Origin of the sequence: Mycolicibacterium peregrinum (assembly GCF_001665625.1) — a bacterium.
GTDB classification, from domain to species: Bacteria; Actinomycetota; Actinomycetes; order Mycobacteriales; family Mycobacteriaceae; genus Mycobacterium; species Mycobacterium peregrinum_B.
On the sequence record NZ_LZSY01000116.1, the window covers coordinates 119,927 to 137,823 of the forward strand.

Consider the following 17,897-nt stretch of genomic DNA (forward strand, 5'->3'; position numbering starts at 1 on the left):
GGCGGCACAAAGATCAGTGCCGCCCACCATTTTCGTTGCTCGGGTCAGGCGTGGGTGCCGCCGTCGATGCGGATCTCGGTGCCGCTGATGAACGCGCCGTCGTCGGACACCAGCATGGCGATCACCCCGGCGACCGCGGACGGATCGCCCATGCCGGCACCACCGGAGGCCAGGGTGGTCGGCATGATCGGCGACAGCTTCGCGAACAACGACCAGTCGCTGTCGGCCGGAACGAGTCCCGGTGTGGCATCGGTGATTCCGGACTTGATGCTGCCCGGTGCCACACTGACCGCCCGCAGGCCATGCTTGCCGTACTCCAGCGCGAGCGCATGCGTCATCGCCTGGATGCCGCCCTTGCTGGCCGCGTAGGCCGCCATATAGGGGTGGGCGAAGGCTGCCGAGGTGGAACTGAAATTCACGATCACGCTCTGCGGGTTCTCCAACAGCGCAGGCAGTGCCTCTCGGATCACCAGGAAGGTGCCGGTGAGGTTGACACCGATGATCTGATTCCAGGCCGCCAGCGTCATCTCGTGGGTGTGTACCGCGCGTAGCATCCCGGCGGCGTTGACGACCGAGTCGAGGCCGCCCAGAGCCTCGACCGCGGTGCGCACGCCGTCGACCACCGACGCCTCGTCGCCGATGTCCATCGTCAGTACGGTGAAACGGTCGGCGGTGCCGGCCTGCTGTGCGCGCTGCCGGGTGGTCTCCAGGCCGTCGCCGGAGATGTCGGCACCCACCACCGCGGCGCCCTCGTCGAGCAGCCGCAGCGCGGTGGCCTGTCCGATTCCCGATCCTGCACCGGTCACCAGGATTCGGCGTCCCTCAAGTCGTTTCATGATCGTCACTGTCCCATCACGTATTTCACGGTCGGTCCGGCGGTCCAGCCACCGTCGACGGCGATCTCGGCACCGGTGACGTAGCTGGAGGCGCTGGACAACAGATAGCAGACGGCGCCGGAGATCTCATCGGCCTCGCCCACGCGGCCCATCGGTGTGTTGGGGTAGTTGCCTTCGCCCAGGGTGATGCCGACCTGAGCGGTCATCGGTGTATACGTCATGCCGGGATGCACCGAGTTCACCCGGATCCGGTCGGTGCCGAGTTCCACGGCGGCGATCTTGCTCAGGCCGCGCACCCCCCATTTCGAGGCGCCGTAGCCGGCCGTCAGTGCCAGGCCCATCAGGCCTGCGGCCGAGGAGATGTTGACGATGGAGCCGCCACCGGCGGCGCGCATCGGAGCGATGACGGCCTGCAGGCCGTTGAAGACTCCGACCAGGTTCACCTCGAGCACGGTGCGGAAATGGTCGAGCGGTTCATGTTCGATGAACTGGCCGGTCGAGATGCCGGCATTGTTGACCAGGCCGTTCAGTTTGCCGAACTCGGACAGGGCAAGCTCCACCGCGGACTGCCACTGCGCGGCATCGGTCACGTCGAGGTGGATGTAGCGCGCGTTGCCGCCCAGGTCTGCGGCCAGTGCGGCGCCGTCGTCGTCGAGTACGTCCGAAATCACCACCTTGCCCCCGCGCGTGACGATCTGCCGGGCGAAGGACGCTCCGAGGCCCCGCGCACCGCCGGTGACGATCGCTACGACATCCGACAAGCTATCCGAATCTGCTTGCATCCCAACAACTTCCTTTCAAGGTGAAACTGAGCTGGATCCAGCGTTGATGCAGCCACACCGTGGCCGCAGGATGACCGCCACGATAACCGCGGTGGCTGTCGTTCGGGCGTGAGTCTCACCCAGCGGGAGTCGTACCGGTGAGTGAGACACCTGCTGTCCAGCGCACACGGTCGTTCGTAACGTGACGCAGGCGAACAGTGAAGCGAAAGGCAACGATTGTGACAGCGCAGTCAGCTCCGTCGGGTACCGCCGAGAAAACACCTGCTGCGGTGGATGTCGTCGTGGTGGGAGCTGGCTTCGCCGGGCTGTATGCACTGCATCGCTTTCGGCAGCAAGGCCTTTCGGTCCGGGTGTTCGAGGCCGCCGACGGTGTGGGCGGGGTCTGGTACTGGAACCGTTATCCGGGCGCTCGGTGTGACGTCGAAAGCGTCGACTACTCCTACTCGTTCGACAAGGATCTCGAACAGGAGTGGAACTGGACCGAGAAGTACGCGACCCAACCGGAGATCCTGGCCTACCTCAACCATGTGGCCGACCGGTTCGACTTGCGGCGCGACATCTCGTTCGGGACCAGGGTGACCGACATGGTGCTCGACGAGAAGGCGTTGCGCTGGGAGGTCCGCACCGACCGCGGCGACGTGGTTTCCGCGCGCTTCTGCATCCTGGCGGTCGGACCGCTGTCCAACGCGAACATCCCCGCGATCGATGGTCTCGAATCGTTCGCGGGCGAGGTCTATCACACCGCGCACTGGCCGCACGAAGGCGTTGACTTCACCGGCAAGCGGGTCGGTGTGATCGGTACCGGATCCTCCGGTATCCAGGCGATTCCGTGCATCGCCCGGCAAGCCGAACAGCTCATCGTCTTTCAGCGCACCCCGAACTACAGCGTGCCTGCCGGCAACATTCCCCTCGACGATGAGACGCGGGCCGCGCAGAAGGCCGGGTACGCCGAACGTCGCAGGCTCTCGATGCTCAGTGGCGGGGGCTCGCCGCACCAGCCCCATCCCAAGTCCGCTCTGGAGGTCTCTGCCGAGGAACTGCAGCAGACCTACGAGCGGCGTTGGGAACTGGGCGGAGTGTTGTTCTCCAAGGCCTTCCCGGACCAGTTGGTCACCATCGAGGCCAACGACACCGCGCGGCTGTTCTGGGAGCGAAAGGTCCGCTCCGTGATCGACGATCCGGCGGTGGCCGACGTGTTGATTCCGAAGGATCATCCGATCGGTGCGAAGCGAATCTGCACCGACGACAACTATTTCCAGACCTTCAACCGGGACAATGTCTCGTTGGTGAACCTGCGGGCGACGCCGATCGAGCGGATCGACCCGTCGGGTATCGACACCACCGATGCGCATTACGACGTGGATGCGTTGGTGCTGGCCACCGGATTCGACGCGATGACCGGCTCGGTCCAGAAACTGAACGTGGTCGGCCGGGGCGGGCGAACCCTCAACGAGGCGTGGGCCGAGGGGCCCGCGACTTACCTGGGCCTGGGTGTCCCGGGCTTCCCGAACGTCTTCAACATCGCCGGTCCGGGTGCACCCTCGGTGCTGGCCAACATGGTGCTGCATTCGGAGCTGCACCTGAACTGGGTGGCCGATGCGATCGCCTACCTCGACGCACATGGAGCCCCGGCGATCGAGGCCCGTGAAGACGCCGCTGCCGAGTGGGTGGCCGAATGCACCCGACGTGCCGCAGGAACTCTCATGCCGCAGGCGAATTCGTGGTACCTCGGGGCGAACATTCCCGGCAAGCCGCGGGTGTTCATGCCGTTCGTCGGAGGTTTCGGCGTGTACGGCGAGATCATCGCCGATGTCGCTGCCGCCGGCTACAAGGGCTTTGACATCCACCAGGATCTGACCGGATAGGCGCCGCTGCGTTGGCTCAGGCGTCCACCACGGCGCGGATGTCCTCGCACACCTCCCGGCCGGCCTGGCCGGCCAACGTCAGTGACGGCATGGTCATGAACCCGTGGATGGCGCCGGCGTAGTCGCGGTACACCACCGGGACACCCTGGGCGGCAAGCGCTTCCGCGTAACTTTCACCTTCGGAATGCAACGGGTCGAAGCCCGCGGTGACGACTACCGCAGGCGGCAGTCCGCGCAGGTCCGCGTGCAGTGGTGCGGCATGCGGATGGGCTCGGTCCCCGGTGTCGGGAACGTACTGATCCCAGTACCACGCCATGGCGGCCCGGGTGTTGTAGAACCCGGTGGCGAATCTCCGGTACGACGCGGTGTCGAAGTCCGCTGCGATGACCGGATACAGCAGTGCCTGACCCGCGATGACCGGCCCGCCGCGGTCACGGGCGAGGATCGTGGTCACGGCGGCGAGATTGCCGCCGGCACTGTCGCCCGCGACGACGAGCTTCGTCGCGTCACCGCCGAGTTCGTCGCCACGGCGCGCGACCCAGCACAGCACGGCGTACACGTCCTCGGCCGCTGCCGGCCACCGCGCCTCGGGCGCCAGACGGTAGTCGACGGACACCACCACCGCGCCGATGCCGTTGGCCAGCGATCGGCACAGGTCGTCGTGGGTGTCGAGGTCGCAGAACACGAACCCGCCGCCGTGCGCGAACACCACGATTGGTGCCAGGGCGCCGGAAGGCGCTGCCGGCCAATAGATCCGGACGGGGATGTCGCCCGCAGGGCCCGGTAAGTTCCGCTCCTCGATCGCTCCGATCGGCCGCGGCTGCAGCGGAGGTCGGTACCGGGACCGCACGGCGGCCCTGGCCTCGGCCCCGCTCATCGCCTCGACAGCTGGGAAGCCGGTATTCAGCACGGGTAGTAGCGCCGCGATCTCCGGATCGACTTTCATATCGCCCCTCCTGTGCTTCACGACATCACATCGGTCCTGTCTCCGGCTGCGGTGTACCGCGCAGTGAGACACATGGAATCCGGCTCTTGCCCAGCGCGATTGCGGTCTGAACGACTGCGGGCTGGACCCGCGCTATACCACACGGCCCAAGATTCTGTACCGCTGAGCGAGACTGCCGCGCCCGGACGCGTGGTGAGTGCGCACGATCACATGGCCCGGTGCAGTGAGGCGGTCGACACCCAGAAATCGGTTGCCTCCCATCGAAATCCCCGGTGGGGGAGTCGTATTCGTCCGGGCAGATCCGAGCTGTCACCACGACGTGCTCGACAACCAAATAGATGGAGGGGAAATGGTCCGACCGAGCAAGCTCGGCAACGGCGCCGCACCTGCTGTGCGTCGTCGTTCGAGAAGAACATGGAGAGGCCTTGGCATCGTGCTGACTGCCTTCGGCTTTTTCGTGATGTCCGTGCTGCCTGCCTGGGCGGCCGACAACATGCGGGTCACTTTCGTGCGTCACGGCCAGTCCGCAGGCAACACGTCGGGCAACATCGACACCTCGACGCCGGGGCCGTCGCTCACCCCGCTCGGACGTGAGCAGGCTCAGGCGGTCGCCGACCGGCTGGGGGACAACAACTACGACGCGATCTATGCGTCGCAGATGATCCGCACCCAGCAGACCGCAGAACCGATGTCGGCGTATCTGGGTCTGCCGATCCAGGTTCTGCCCGGCCTGCAGGAGATCGAGGCCGGCGACTACGAGGGCACGCCCGAGAGCGGGGCGCTGGACGGCTACCTCAAGGCGCCGATCGCGTGGGCGTTCGCCGGTCAGCTCGGCGCCCGAATCCCGGGTTCGATCGACGGCAACGAGTTCGACGCGCGCGTCGACGGCGCGTTGAAGACCATGTACGACAAGGGCGACCGCAACGTCGTCGTGTTCTCGCACGGCGGCACCATCATGTTGTGGACCATGATGAACGCCAAGAACCTCACCTTGGCGGAGAAGGGCATGCTGCTGAGCCAGCATGCGCTGGGCAACACCGACTACGTCGTCATCGAGGGAAACCCCGAGGACGGCTGGACCCTCGTGGACTGGAACGGCCAGCGGTTCAGCCCCGAGCCGACACTGGCGCATGAGGTCGGGCTGCAGATGCGGACGCTGACCCGCCAGCTCGAAGCCGCCATGAAACAGGTGACGGACTCCTTGGCCACCGGTGACGTGATCAAGGTGGCGACGGCGATCAACCGCAGTATCGCCGATGCCTCGTTCTCGGTGGCCAAGTTCAGCCGTGCGATCAACGCCGAGGTCATCAAGCGGGTCGACAAGGCCATCGGCAAGGTGAGCACCCCGGATCCGGAACCGGTATCCGAGCTCACCGACAAGGTGTCCGACACGGTCAAGGGCGCTGTCCCGAATACCGGTTCGGCCACCGACATGCTGAAGTCGCTCAACGCTGCCGTGTCCGACCCGAAGGAAGCGCAGGCTTCGACCGGGTCCGACCACAGCAGTGTGGCCGAGAAGGTGACGGCCTCGGTGCGCGGCAAGGGTGCAACGGATCTGTCCAGCGGCAACCTGGTCAGGCCCGGAAAGACCTTCGCCGATACCAAGCGCGCCGGCGAGCAGGCTCGCACCGGCGTTTCCGATGTCGCCGGTCAGCTGAGGTCGGTGGTGAAGTCCTCGGTCACCGGCATCAAGGACGCTGCGAAAAAGGTGTCCGAGAGTGTCGGCGCGGCAAGCGCTTCGCGCGGCGGCGCCGCGTCCGAAAAGCGTTCCGCCGGTTCGGACGGCAAGTAAGAAATCGGCCCCCTCCGTTCGACGGAGGGGGCCGATTTCGTTGTCTGTCGGCTACTCGACGCGGACCTAGTCCAGGTAGTCGCGCAGCACCTGCGAGCGGCTGGGGTGGCGCAGCTTGCTCATGGTCTTGGACTCGATCTGGCGGATGCGCTCACGCGTGACGCCGTAGACCTGGCCGATCTCGTCGAGCGTGCGGGGTTGACCGTCGGTGAGGCCGAACCGCAACCGGACCACGCCCGCCTCGCGCTCGGACAGCGTCTCCAGCACCGACTGCAGCTGATCCTGAAGCAGCGTGAACGACACGGCATCGACGGCCACGACGGCCTCGGAGTCCTCGATGAAGTCACCGAGCTGGCTGTCACCCTCGTCGCCGATGGTCTGGTCCAGCGAGATGGGTTCACGCGCGTACTGCTGGATCTCCAGCACCTTCTCCGGCGTGATGTCCATTTCCTTGGCCAGCTCTTCGGGCGTGGGCTCGCGGCCCAGGTCCTGCAGCAGCTCGCGCTGGATCCGGCCGAGCTTGTTGATCACCTCGACCATGTGCACCGGAATACGGATGGTGCGGGCCTGGTCGGCCATGGCGCGGGTGATGGCCTGACGGATCCACCAGGTGGCGTACGTCGAGAACTTGTAACCCTTGGTGTAGTCGAACTTCTCGACCGCGCGGATCAGACCGAGGTTGCCTTCCTGGATCAGGTCGAGGAACGCCATGCCGCGGCCGGTGTAGCGCTTGGCCAGCGAGACCACCAGACGCAGGTTGGCTTCCAGCAGATGGTTTTTCGCGCGGTCGCCGTCACGGCAGATCCACTGGTAGTCGCGCCGGACCTGAGTGGTGAGCTTCTCGCCCTTCTCGACGAACTCGGCCATCTTCTGGGTGGCGAACAGCCCGGCCTCGATGCGCTTGGCGAGCTCGACCTCTTCCTCGGCGTTGAGCAGCGCGACCTTGCCGATCTGCTTGAGGTAGGCGCGGACCGAGTCGGCCGAGGCCGTCAGCTCCGCGTCTTTACGCGCCTGCCGCAGTGCCTCGGACTCTTCCTCGTCCCAGACGAAGTCGCCGGAGGCCTTGTCCTTCTCGGACGGCTCGGGATGCTCCTCGTCGGACTTGGCCGCCTTTCCCGCAGCCGGCGCGGCAGCCTTGGCGTCCTTGCCCTCCTCGGCCTCGTCCTCGTCGTCCTCGTCGTCGCCCGACTCCTCGACGTCGTCGTCACTACCGAGATCGTCGTCGAGCTCGAGGTCGGTGTCCTCGACGTCGAGATCCTCGCCCGGACCTGTCTCCAGGTCGTCGGTGGTCTCCAGATCGTCGTTGAGGTCCTCGGGCTTGCCCGCCGCGGCCTTGGCGGCCTTCTTGGCGGGCGCCTTCTTGGCGGGAGCGCGCTTGGTGGCGGTGCCGCCCTCGGCCTTGGCTGCAGTGCTCTTGGCTGCCCGCTTGGCCGGGGCCTTCTTGGCGGGAGTCTTGGTAGCGGTGCGCTTCACCGGCTCGTCGGTCGCCGGGCTTGCTTTTGTCGCTGCCACGTACACCCTTTCGGTCTCGCGAAATTCTCGGTGGGTATGGGCATAGTCCACCGAAAGCGTCTGCTATCGAATGTTGGCGTTCTATCGGCTGGGATATTCACCGCTATTCGGTAGGCGGCCGCCGAGGACCATTGTAACGACAGTGTGGGAGTTCACCGTGCCGAGCGGCAAATTTCGACACATGACCGACCCAACCCGGCAAAGTTACCGATTGGTAGCTTGCGGGTCGGTGGCCCCCGGTACCTGACTGGCCATGGCCGCCCCCACGATGCCTGCGGTGTTGAGCAGCGCCGCGGGCACGATCGGGGTGCGGATCTTCAGCAGTGGTAGCCACTTGTCCGACTTGCGGCTGATGCCGCCGCCGGCGATGAACAGGTCCGGCCAGATCGCGTTCTCGATCGTCACCAGAACCTTGTTCACCTCTTCGCTCCAGCGCGCGTAACTCCAATCCTTGCGCTCCTTGACCGACGACGCGGCGCGGTGCTCGGCTTCCTTGCCGTCGACCTGCAGGTGGCCAAACTCGGTGTTGGGCAACAACACCCCGTTGTGGATCACCGCCGAGCCGATGCCGGTGCCGAAGGTCAGGAGCACCACGACACCGGAGTTGTCCTTGCCCGCCCCGTAGTGTTCCTCGGCCAGGCCGGCGGCGTCGGCGTCGTTGAGTACGCGCACCGGCAGTCCGCCGAGCGCGGCGTTGATCACCTCGGAGGCGTTGACGCCGATCCAGCCCTTGTCGACATTGGCCGCGGTGCGCACGATGCCTTCGGTGACCACCCCCGGGTAGGTGACGCCCACCTTGCCGGTCCAGCCGAACTCGGCCACCACCGCAGCCACCGTCTTCGCCACCGATTCCGGGGTGGACGGCTGCGGCGTGTCGAGCTTGAACCGCTCGCCGACGAGTTGTCCGGTGTCGAGGTCGACGATGCCGCCCTTGATCCCGCTGCCGCCGACGTCGACGCCGAACCCGCGGCGTTGGGTCGCTTCGGAGGAAACCGGATCTGCCGCGGGCGCGTCGGGTGCGGTCATGGGTGCTCCTTTGAGGGACAGGCGGTGAAGAGGCTGTCGGAAGGGGATAGGGACAAACCAAGCGCGCCACCACCCTAGTTGTTCGCCAACGCCCGCGCGTGCGGTCCGGCATCCCCCCGGAAGCGACTTTTCCGTCGGAAGGTGTTGCGATAGAGCCGTGACCGACAACAGTTTCGATGCTCCCGCCCTGAAGGCGGTGGCCGAGCAACTCGCCACCGAAGCCGCAGAGTTCGTCGCGCGCCGGCGTGCCGAGGTGTTCGGTACCGCCGCGAACTCCGACGGCGCACCGGCCCCGGGAGCGGTGAGAGCCAAGAGCACCCCGACCGACCCCGTCACGATCGTCGACACCGAAACCGAACGGTGGCTGCGTGAGCGGTTGGCGGTGTTGCGGCCGTCAGAGGCGATCCTGGGGGAGGAGGAGGGTGGTCAGCAGGAGGGGCGTGACGGCCTCAGTTGGGTGCTCGACCCGATCGACGGCACCGTCAACTTCGTCTACGGCATTCCGGCTTATGCGGTGTCGGTGGCCGCGCAGTTCGACGGCCGGTCGGTGGCCGGAGCCGTGGCGAATGTGCCCGCCGGCGAGGTGTACTCGGCCGCGCTCGGGCACGGCGCCGAGGTGGTACGGGCAGGAGTACGCACCCCGTTGCGGTGCAGCGCCGTCGACGAGTTGTCGATGGCGCTGGTGGGTACCGGGTTCTCCTACGATCCCGACCGGCGCGCGAGGCAGGCCGGTGTGCTGGCACACATCCTGCCCACGGTGCGTGACGTGCGCCGCATCGGCTCCTGCGCGCTCGACCTCTGCATGGTTGCCGCCGGCCGGTTGGACGCCTATTACGAAGAGGACGTCCAAGTCTGGGACTGGGCCGCCGCGGCGCTGATCGCGGCCGAAGCGGGGGCGACGGTGTGGTTGCCGACCACACCCGGCGCCGAGTACGCGGCGGCGTCGGCGCCGGGCATCGCCGACGGTCTGCGGGACGCGTTAGCAGGCGGCGGTATGGATCTTTGACAGGAGCGCGGAATCCGACGGCGCGGTGGCGTCGGGTCGCAGGCTGGCCAGCACGGCCCTGATGTCGTCGTTGCTGGCGAGTTCACTGAACTCCGTGCCGAGTGCCAGATCGACTGTGGCGTCCGGCCTTTCGTCCTGGAAGAGTTCGGTGCACGGGGCCACCAGCCAGACCGATGCGGCAGCGGCGCGGCCGGACGGGCCGAACCGGATCTGGCCCTGGCATTCCAGCCGGGTGTTGGCGTAGATCGGGTCGTTGGCGGCTTCGGGTTGGGCGAAACCCAGATCGCGCAGTGCGCCGGCCACCTCGCCGGCCTGCCCGCCCTGGCCGCTGGCGTTGAGCACCCGGATCCTGGTCTCGGCCAACGGGGCCGGCGTGACGTCGGTCATCGCCGAGAAGGCCACCTGTTCGCCCAGCTTCGGGGCCGCCGGATCAGCGGCGGGCGGCGGGTTGTTGCAGACCGCGGCCACGTGCACATCGGTCGGTTGGTTGAGCGCGATGATCCACACGATCATCGTCACCACCGCCAGTGCGACGAACAGCACGATGCCGGGAACGAAACTGCGCCGACGGAACGGTCGACCGTGTCGGTCGAAGGCGGTGCCGTCGGTGATTTGCGCGACCACACATGCACTCTAAGGGCAACGGTGTTCGCTGACGCAGCAGAGTTCAGACGGTAGTGTGATGTAAATCACACTGAAACGTGTGGCAATACGGGCACGAATCATTTGGGGAATGCGTTCGACGCTGGTACAAAGCTCTGCTGCAAGGTAAGGGAGGGGACACAGACGATGGCTACCGACTACGACGCTCCGCGGCGTTCCGAAGCAGACGAGGTTTCTGAGGATTCGCTCGAGGAGCTCAAGGCGCGGCGCAACGAGGCACAGTCCGCCGTGGTGGATGTCGATGAATCAGAATCGGCCGAGTCGTTCGAGCTGCCGGGCGCAGACCTGTCCGGCGAGGAATTGTCGGTTCGGGTGGTCCCGAAGCAGGCCGACGAGTTCACCTGCTCCAGCTGCTTCCTGGTGCATCACCGCAGCCGGCTGGCAAGCGAGAAGAACGGTGTGATGATCTGCACGGACTGCGCCGCCTGATCGGCGGCTCAGCCACCGGCTCTTGATTCGCGGCTCAGCCGCTCGAGCTGAATTCGCGGCTCACCCGCTCTTGCTTGATTCGCGGCTCAGCCGCTCTTGCTCGATTCGCGGCTCAGCCGCGGAGCGCCGCCAGGACACGATCCGGATGCCTCGAACTGATCAACCAGTACGGGGTGGGGTCATCCGGATCGTCGAGCACCACCAGGACCATCGGGCCCACCCAGGCCCGGTGCACCACGTAGGCGGCGGGATCGAGCTGGCGGCCCAGCGCCGCCGACTTCGCCGACCGCGGTACCTCCGCGGCGCGCGAGATGACGCTCGTCGGCAGGTGCGCGTCACCGATCCACAACTCGGTGTCGCCCCCGCTGTCGCGCACGACCTTCAACTCGGTCTTGCTGAACCACATCAGCACTGCCGCCGCCACGCCGAAGAGCAGTACGTACGGCAACCACGCCGGGATCGCCGGCGCGGCCAGCCCGATCTCGAATGCAATCACTCCTGCCAGCACTGCAGCAGGCAGCGACCACCACCAGGGCACCCACAAACGTTCGCGGTAGTGAACGCTTTGGGCGGTTGCGCGCGTGTCTGACACGCGGCTCAGAGTAATCTGTGACGTCGTGTCCACCTCTCTGGCGGTCGTCCGATTGGACCGCGAACTACCGATGCCCAGCCGGGCGCACGATGGTGACGCGGGCGTAGACCTCTACAGCGCGCGCGATGTCGAGCTGGCCCCCGGACAACGGGAGCTCGTGCCCACCGGCGTCGCCGTGGCCATCCCGCATGGAATGGTGGGCCTGATCCATCCGCGGTCGGGTTTGGCTGCCCGCGTGGGTCTTTCGATCGTCAACAGCCCGGGCACCGTTGACGCCGGCTACCGCGGCGAGATCAAGGTCTCGCTGATCAACCTCGATCCGGACACGCCGATCGTGATCAACCGCGGAGACCGGATTGCCCAGCTGCTGGTTCAGCGGGTAGAACTGCCCGAGTTGGTCGAGGTGACCTCCTTCGACGAGGCGGGCCTGGCTGACACCTCCCGTGGCGATGGCGGCCACGGTTCCTCCGGCGGACATGCGAGTTTGTGATGGCATTCGGAAAACGCAAGAACAACGATTCGGCAGACGACACGGCTGATGCACAGGTTGTCGAACAACCGGTTGCGGCAGAAACGACTGACGAGGACCAGAGCGACGACTGGGCCGATGATCAGGGCCCGTTCGACGTCGAAGACTTCGACGACCCCGCCGTCGCGGTGCAGGGTCGGCTCGACCTCGGCTCGGTGTTGATCCCCATGCCCGACGGCGGTCAGGTGCAGGTTGAGCTCAACGAGGCCGGGGCGCCCAGCGCGGTATGGGTGGTGACTCCCAACGGGCGTTTCACCATCGCCGCCTACGCCGCGCCCAAGAGCGCAGGCCTCTGGCGTGAGGTGGCCGGTGAGCTCGCCGAGTCGCTGCGCAAGGACGCCAGCTCTGTGGCCATCCAGGACGGCCCGTGGGGCCGCGAGGTGGTCGGCTCGGGCAATGGCGGCGTGGTGCGGTTCATCGGCGTCGACGGCTACCGCTGGATGGTGCGCTGTGTGGTCAACGGGGCCCCGGAGACCATCGACGCGCTCGCGGACGAGGCCCGGGCATCATTGGCTGACACCGTGATTCGTCGCGGGGACACACCCTTACCGGTACGGACACCACTGCAGGTGGAGCTGCCCGAGCCGATGGCCGCCCAGCTTCAGGCCGCGGCGCAACAGGCCGCGATGCAGCAGGCGGCCCAGCAGCTCGCAGCCACGTCACAGACCCCGCCGCAGGACCAGCCGCCGGCCGAGCCGGTGGCCCGGCGCAGTGTGCAGGGCTCGGCGATGCAGCAGCTGCGCACCATCACCGGCGGCTGAGACTCCTCAGCTCGCGACGGTGTCGCTGGCGGCCTCCTGCAGCGCAGCCACACATGCGGTGCCCAGTACGCCGGTATCGAGCCCCATCTGTTCGAGTGTGACCGAGCGCAGCGCCGCCTGCGGTGCAGCGGCCACCCATTCGTAGCCGACCTCGGCAGGGTGCACCGGATCGTCGGTTGCGACGGCGACGCCCATCGGTATCCGAAGTTGTTCGAGTTCGGTACTGCCGGGTGCGCGGTAACCGGCCGCTTCCTCCATCGCGTCGGGCAGGGTGGGCCACTGGCCCACCCAGGAACGGGCCAGCTCGTCGGCGAGCCACGCCGGGCTGGAAGCCCGCATCTGGGCCACCGTGGCCGCCAGCCCGTCCCGACGCAGCAGATCCGCCGACTGCCGGGCCAGCAGCGCGGCGGGGGCGTGCTGGGAGGTCCCCGTCCACGGCGGCAGGGCGGCCAGCACCGCCACGGCCCGGCCGGGATGGTCCAACGCCCACCGCACCGCCACGACGGCGCCGATGGACACTCCGCCGACGGCGATGGGGCCGGACCGGGCAGCGTCGTCCAGCGCCTGCAGGTAGCCCTCGACGAGCCGGTCCGGAGTCGGCGGCGGGGTCACCACCAGCGCGCTAGCATCATGCAGCGCATCGGAAAAGGCCCGGTAGACGTAGTTGTCGTCGGACCCGGTACCGGGCAGGAGAACGGTTGGGACACCGCGCAGAATGACGCTCATCACACGATCGTGCCTGCCCGGTCAAATCGTCGGCGTGCCGACCCACACCCCACGTGGCATTCGGTGCACAAGAGGTCTACGGTGGCGTTGGTTGGGCGGATTCACAGTGGATCCGCAGAAGGTCAGGAGAGGCCATGGCTACGGCCGAAGGGTATCTGCGCCGGCTTACGCGACGCCTGACGGAAGACCCCGAACAGCTTGATGTCGAAGAGCTCAGCGATGAGGCCGCCAACACCGGCGCGCTGAAAGCGATCGACGCCCAGCGCGGCCAGGAAGTGACGATGGTCGGCACCCTGCGCAGCGTGGAATGTAACGGCAAGGGGTGTTCCGGCGGCATCAAGGCCGAATTGTTCGACGGTACCGACACGGTGTTGTTGGTGTGGCTGGGACAGCGGCGTATTCCGGGCATCGAGTCGGGGTGCACTCTGAGGGTGCACGGCCGGGTCGGCAAGCTGGAGAACGGCGCGAAGGCGATATACAACCCCCGCTACGAAATTCAGAAGTGAGCCAGCCCGAAGAGGACACAGGCAACGCACCTGAACCCCCCGAGAGTGACCCGGCGCTGACGCCTGCCCATGGCGGCGGACGTGCGGTGCTGGACCAGATGGGCGGCATCAGCGGCCTGATCTATTCGTCGCTGCCGGTGGTGGTGTTCGTCCCGGTGTCCACGGCGTTCGGCCTGATGCCGGCGATCGCCGCCGCGCTCGGGGTGGCGACACTGATCCTCATCTGGCGGTTGATCCGCCGCGAATCCGTTCAGCCCGCGGTGTCGGGATTCTTCGCCGTGGGTGTCAGTGCCCTGATCGCCTACGTGGTGGGGGAGTCGAAAGGCTATTTCCTGCTTGGCATCTGGAGCTCGCTGGTGTACGCGGTGCTGTTCGGGGTGTCGGTGCTCATCCGGCGTCCGGTGGTCGGCTACATCTGGGGTTGGGTGAACACCCACGACCGGGCCTGGCGTGACGTCCGGAAGGCGGTGACGGCATTCGACATCGCCACCCTCACCTGGGTTGCGGTGTTCGGGTCGCGCTTTCTGGTGCAGCAGTATCTGTACGACTCCGATCAGACGGGCTGGTTGGGTTTCGCACGTATCGCGATGGGCTGGCCGCTGACCGCCGTGGCGGCGCTGGTGACGTATCTGGCCATCAGGGCCGCCCAGCGCGCTGTGCACGCACAGGATGCGACGCAGAGCGCCGACTGAGACCACCTAGCGCGGCGCCCGACGCAGCAGCAGCTCGCGCAGCTCGTCCTCGGACTCGGTGACCGCGACGAACAGCAGCTCATCCCCACCCTCGAGGGGGTCGTCGGATTCGGGCACGATCACCCTGGCGCCGCGCAGGATCGTCACCAGGGCGGTGTCGCGGGGCAGCTCGAGTCGTTTGACGGGCTTGCCGCCCCACGGGGTGTCATCGGGCAGGGTGATCTCGACCAGGTTGGCCTGCCCCTTGCGGAACTCCATCAGGCGCACGAGGTCGCCGACGGCGACAGCCTCCTCGACGAGCGAGGCGAGCATGCGCGGTGTCGACACCGCCACGTCCACACCCCAGTTCTCGTCGAACAGCCACTCGTTCCGGGGGTCGTTGACGCGGGCCACCACCCGCGGCACCGCGAACTCGGTCTTGGCCAGCAGGCTGACCACGACATTGACCTTGTCGTCACCGGTCGCCGCGATCACCACGTCGAATTCCTCGAGCTTGACCGACTCCATCACGGTGAGCTCACAGGCATCGCCGAGCCGCCAGTGTGCGGCCGGGATGGCATCGACGTCGATGTGGGTGGGATTGCGCTCCAGCAGCGTCACATCGTGGTTGTTCTCGAGCAACTCGCGGGCGATGGAGCGACCCACGGCCCCGGCCCCGGCGATGGCAACCTTCATCAGTGCGACTCCAAGTCCTCGCTCGGCGGCAGCGCCGCGATGGCCAGCGCCTCGGCGATGTGCCCGGATACCGCGGCCGCGTACACCTGGTCGCCGGCCTGGATCACGGTCTTGGGTTCGGGAAGGTAGCCGTTGCCGAACCGGATCATGAAGGCCACGCGGCCACCCGTGGCCGCCTCCAGATCGGTGACCAGGTGCCCGGCCCAATCCTGGTGCAGCGGAAGTTCGGCCACGCCCACGTTGCCCGAGGGATCGCGCCACTTGGTGGTCTCGGTCTCCCTGGTGAGCACGTTGAGCAGACGATCGGTGGTCCACGGCACGGTCGCCACCGTCGGGATCCCCAGCCGTTCGTAGACGGCAGCACGCTTGGCGTCGTAGATACGGGCCACCACGCGCTCGACGCCGAACGTCTCACGGGCCACCCGCGCCGAGATGATGTTGGAGTTGTCGCCCGAGGACACCGCGGCGAACGCCCCGGCCTCCTCGATGCCGGCGCGCAGCAGCACGTCACGGTCGAAGCCCATCCCGAGCACACGCTCACCGGCGAACTCCGGCGAGAGCCGGTGGAACGCGGTGGTGTCGCGGTCGATGACCGCGACCTCGTGGCCGATGCGGGCCAGGCTGTCTGCGAGGGACGCGCCCACCCGGCCGCACCCCATGACGACTACACGCACCCGACGGTCCTTTCCGGTGACAGAGGAGCGCTGTTGCGCTTAACCGTTGCACTCGAACGCTACAGCTTTGTGACGACTTTTCGTGTTCGGGCTTAGTCTTGGCTCTCGTGTCCAAGCTTTCGACGGCAACGCGCCGGTTGGTACTGGGGCGGCCGTTCCGCAGCGACAAGCTCTCTCACACGCTTCTGCCCAAACGGATCGCCCTGCCGGTGTTCGCCTCCGATGCGTTGTCGTCGGTGGCCTATGCGCCAGAGGAAATCTTCCTGGTGCTCTCGGTGGCGGGGCTGACGGCCTACTCGCTGACGCCCTGGATCGGTCTGGCGGTCGCGGCCGTGATGCTGATCGTGATCGCCAGTTACCGGCAGAACGTGCACGCCTATCCGTCCGGTGGCGGTGACTACGAAGTCGTCACCACGAACCTCGGGCCGACCGCCGGCCTCACGGTGGCCAGCGCGCTGATGGTGGATTATGTGCTGACCGTTGCGGTGTCGATGTCCTCGGCGATGTCGAACATCGGTTCGGCGGTGCCGTTCGTCGCTCAACACAAGGTGATGTTCGCGGTGGCGGCGATCCTGCTGCTGGCGTCGATGAACCTGCGCGGGCTGCGGGAATCGGGTACCGCCTTCGCGATTCCCACCTACGCGTTCATGATCGGCATGTACATCATGCTGGGCTGGGGTCTGTTCCAGATCTACGTTCTGGACCATCCGCTGCGCGCGGAGTCCGCCGGTTTCGAGATCCGCCCCGAACATGGCGAAGTCCTCGGTTTCGCGCTGGTGTTCCTGGTGGCCCGGGCGTTCTCGTCCGGTTCGGCGGCCCTGACCGGTGTCGAGGCGATCAGCAACGGCGTGCCGGCGTTCCGGAAACCCAAGTCGCGTAATGCGGCAACCACCCTGCTGCTGCTCGGGGTCATCTCGGTGACGCTGTTCATGGGGATCATTCTGCTGTCGAAGGCGACCGGCGTGCAGATCGCCGAGCGTCCGCACGAACAGCTGATCGGCGCGCCGCCGGACTATCACCAGAAGACCCTGATCGCGCAACTCGCCGATGCGGTGTTCCACGACTTCCCGGTGGGCCTGTACCTGATCGCGGGAGTCACCGCGCTGATCCTCGTCTTGGCGGCCAACACGGCATTCAACGGCTTTCCGGTGCTCGGGTCGATCCTGGCCCAGGACCGCTTCCTGCCGCGGCAGCTGCACACGCGCGGTGACCGGCTGGCGTTCTCGAACGGCATCCTGTTCCTCGCCCTTGCCGCGATCGCCTTCGTGGTGGCTTTCCGGGCCGAGGTGACCGCGCTGATCCAGCTCTACATCGTCGGTGTGTTCGTGTCGTTCACCCTCAGCCAGATCGGCATGGTCCGGCACTGGACCCGGTTGTTGCGCACCGAGACCGACCCGGCCGTGCGGCGGCACATGATGCGGTCGCGCATCATCAACGCGGTCGGGCTCACCGCCACCGGTGCGGTGCTGGTGGTCGTCGTGGTCACCAAATTCGTCGCCGGTGCCTGGATCGCGATCCTGGCGATGAGCGCCCTGTTCGTGATCATGAAACTCATCCACAAGCATTACGACACCGTCGCCCGCGAACTCGAAAGGGAAGACGAGGCCGAGGGCGACATCGTCCTGCCGAGCCGCAACCACGCGGTGGTCCTGGTGTCAAAGCTGCACCTGCCCACCAAGCGGGCGCTGGCGTATGCGCGGGCCACGCGGCCGGACGTGCTGGAGGCGATCACGGTCAGCGTCGACGACGCCGAGACCCGTGCCCTGGTGCACCAGTGGGAAGACAGCGACATCAGCGTGCCGTTGAAGGTGATCGCCTCGCCCTACCGCGAAATCACCCGGCCGGTGCTGGATTACGTCAAACGGGTGACGAAGGAATCGCCGCG

At 66.8% G+C, this 17,897-nt stretch carries 19 protein-coding genes; 9 read left to right on the forward strand and 10 right to left on the reverse strand.

Features of this window, described 5'->3' with window-relative positions; genetic code table 11:
• Positions 1-44: 44 nt before the first annotated feature.
• Positions 45-836 carry an SDR family NAD(P)-dependent oxidoreductase gene (locus A5779_RS18810; RefSeq protein WP_064884514.1) on the reverse strand — a complete coding sequence of 264 codons (792 nt, stop codon included), beginning with the start codon at positions 834-836 and terminating at the stop codon, positions 45-47.
• A 5-nt stretch (positions 837-841) separates the two neighbouring features.
• On the reverse strand, positions 842-1,618 hold the full coding sequence (locus A5779_RS18815) for an SDR family oxidoreductase (protein ID WP_064884459.1): 777 nt from the start codon (positions 1,616-1,618) through the stop codon (positions 842-844).
• 218 nt (positions 1,619-1,836) lie between these two features.
• Between A5779_RS18815 and A5779_RS18820 the strand changes: the two genes are divergently transcribed.
• Entirely contained in the window at positions 1,837-3,483 is a 1,647-nt protein-coding gene (locus A5779_RS18820; protein WP_064884516.1) for a flavin-containing monooxygenase, read from the forward strand.
• Positions 3,484-3,499: 16 nt separating this feature from the next.
• Here the strand turns inward: A5779_RS18820 and A5779_RS18825 are convergent, their stop codons facing one another.
• Positions 3,500-4,429, reverse strand: a complete 930-nt coding sequence (locus tag A5779_RS18825) for a LipP1 family hormone-sensitive lipase (protein ID WP_064884461.1) — start codon at positions 4,427-4,429, stop codon at positions 3,500-3,502.
• Between the two features lie 349 nt (positions 4,430-4,778).
• Between A5779_RS18825 and A5779_RS18830 the strand changes: the two genes are divergently transcribed.
• Complete coding sequence (locus tag A5779_RS18830; RefSeq protein WP_064884463.1) at positions 4,779-6,221, forward strand: histidine phosphatase family protein; 1,443 nt, start codon at positions 4,779-4,781, stop codon at positions 6,219-6,221.
• A 66-nt stretch (positions 6,222-6,287) separates the two neighbouring features.
• Here the strand turns inward: A5779_RS18830 and A5779_RS18835 are convergent, their stop codons facing one another.
• Both A5779_RS18835 and ppgK read right to left on the reverse strand, forming a co-directional pair.
• Positions 6,288-7,733: an RNA polymerase sigma factor gene (locus tag A5779_RS18835; RefSeq protein WP_064884518.1), complete on the reverse strand. Its 1,446-nt coding sequence runs from the start codon at positions 7,731-7,733 to the stop codon at positions 6,288-6,290.
• 204 nt (positions 7,734-7,937) lie between these two features.
• Positions 7,938-8,759: a polyphosphate--glucose phosphotransferase gene (gene ppgK, locus A5779_RS18840; protein WP_064884465.1), complete on the reverse strand. Its 822-nt coding sequence runs from the start codon at positions 8,757-8,759 to the stop codon at positions 7,938-7,940.
• A gap of 157 nt (positions 8,760-8,916) precedes the next feature.
• Between ppgK and A5779_RS18845 the strand changes: the two genes are divergently transcribed.
• Positions 8,917-9,765 carry an inositol monophosphatase family protein gene (locus tag A5779_RS18845; RefSeq protein WP_064884467.1) on the forward strand — a complete coding sequence of 283 codons (849 nt, stop codon included), beginning with the start codon at positions 8,917-8,919 and terminating at the stop codon, positions 9,763-9,765.
• On the opposite strand, the gene cei is transcribed toward A5779_RS18845, so the two are convergent.
• Positions 9,739-10,389 carry an envelope integrity protein Cei gene (gene cei, locus A5779_RS18850; protein ID WP_064884469.1) on the reverse strand — a complete coding sequence of 217 codons (651 nt, stop codon included), beginning with the start codon at positions 10,387-10,389 and terminating at the stop codon, positions 9,739-9,741. The two genes, A5779_RS18845 and cei, sit on opposite strands and share 27 nt — an antisense overlap.
• A gap of 165 nt (positions 10,390-10,554) precedes the next feature.
• Between cei and A5779_RS18855 the strand changes: the two genes are divergently transcribed.
• Complete coding sequence (locus tag A5779_RS18855) at positions 10,555-10,857, forward strand: DUF4193 domain-containing protein (RefSeq protein WP_019344626.1); 303 nt, start codon at positions 10,555-10,557, stop codon at positions 10,855-10,857.
• 112 nt (positions 10,858-10,969) lie between these two features.
• On the opposite strand, the gene A5779_RS18860 is transcribed toward A5779_RS18855, so the two are convergent.
• Positions 10,970-11,449 carry a DUF3093 domain-containing protein gene (locus A5779_RS18860; protein WP_064884471.1) on the reverse strand — a complete coding sequence of 160 codons (480 nt, stop codon included), beginning with the start codon at positions 11,447-11,449 and terminating at the stop codon, positions 10,970-10,972.
• A gap of 25 nt (positions 11,450-11,474) precedes the next feature.
• Here A5779_RS18860 and dut point away from each other — a divergent pair, with 25 nt between their 5' ends.
• Together dut and A5779_RS18870 are read left to right on the forward strand one after the other, a co-directional pair.
• Positions 11,475-11,939: a dUTP diphosphatase gene (dut, locus tag A5779_RS18865; protein WP_064884473.1), complete on the forward strand. Its 465-nt coding sequence runs from the start codon at positions 11,475-11,477 to the stop codon at positions 11,937-11,939.
• Positions 11,936-12,739, forward strand: coding sequence for a DUF3710 domain-containing protein (locus tag A5779_RS18870; protein ID WP_110777472.1), 804 nt, complete (start codon positions 11,936-11,938; stop codon positions 12,737-12,739). Before dut ends, A5779_RS18870 begins: the two co-directional genes overlap by 4 nt.
• A gap of 6 nt (positions 12,740-12,745) precedes the next feature.
• Here the strand turns inward: A5779_RS18870 and A5779_RS18875 are convergent, their stop codons facing one another.
• Positions 12,746-13,465, reverse strand: coding sequence for an alpha/beta fold hydrolase (locus A5779_RS18875; protein WP_064884477.1), 720 nt, complete (start codon positions 13,463-13,465; stop codon positions 12,746-12,748).
• A gap of 134 nt (positions 13,466-13,599) precedes the next feature.
• On the opposite strand from A5779_RS18875, the gene A5779_RS18880 reads away from it, so the two are divergent.
• Entirely contained in the window at positions 13,600-13,971 is a 372-nt protein-coding gene (locus A5779_RS18880) for an OB-fold nucleic acid binding domain-containing protein (protein ID WP_036444904.1), read from the forward strand.
• A complete protein-coding gene (locus tag A5779_RS18885) occupies positions 13,968-14,663 on the forward strand; it encodes a DUF3159 domain-containing protein (protein ID WP_064884479.1) in 696 nt (231 codons plus the stop codon). Before A5779_RS18880 ends, A5779_RS18885 begins: the two co-directional genes overlap by 4 nt.
• Before the next feature lie 6 nt (positions 14,664-14,669).
• On the opposite strand, the gene A5779_RS18890 is transcribed toward A5779_RS18885, so the two are convergent.
• The gene (locus A5779_RS18890) at positions 14,670-15,338 is read right to left on the reverse strand and encodes a potassium channel family protein (protein ID WP_064884481.1); all 669 of its coding nucleotides are present in this window, start codon (positions 15,336-15,338) and stop codon (positions 14,670-14,672) included.
• Positions 15,338-16,012 (reverse strand): potassium channel family protein, encoded by a 675-nt coding sequence (locus A5779_RS18895; protein WP_088303980.1) that lies wholly within the window; start codon positions 16,010-16,012, stop codon positions 15,338-15,340. The genes A5779_RS18890 and A5779_RS18895 overlap by 1 nt, the downstream gene beginning before the upstream one ends.
• A gap of 98 nt (positions 16,013-16,110) precedes the next feature.
• Between A5779_RS18895 and A5779_RS18900 the strand changes: the two genes are divergently transcribed.
• The coding region (locus tag A5779_RS18900; protein ID WP_207549096.1) for an APC family permease at positions 16,111-17,897 on the forward strand (1,787 nt) is incomplete at its 3' end.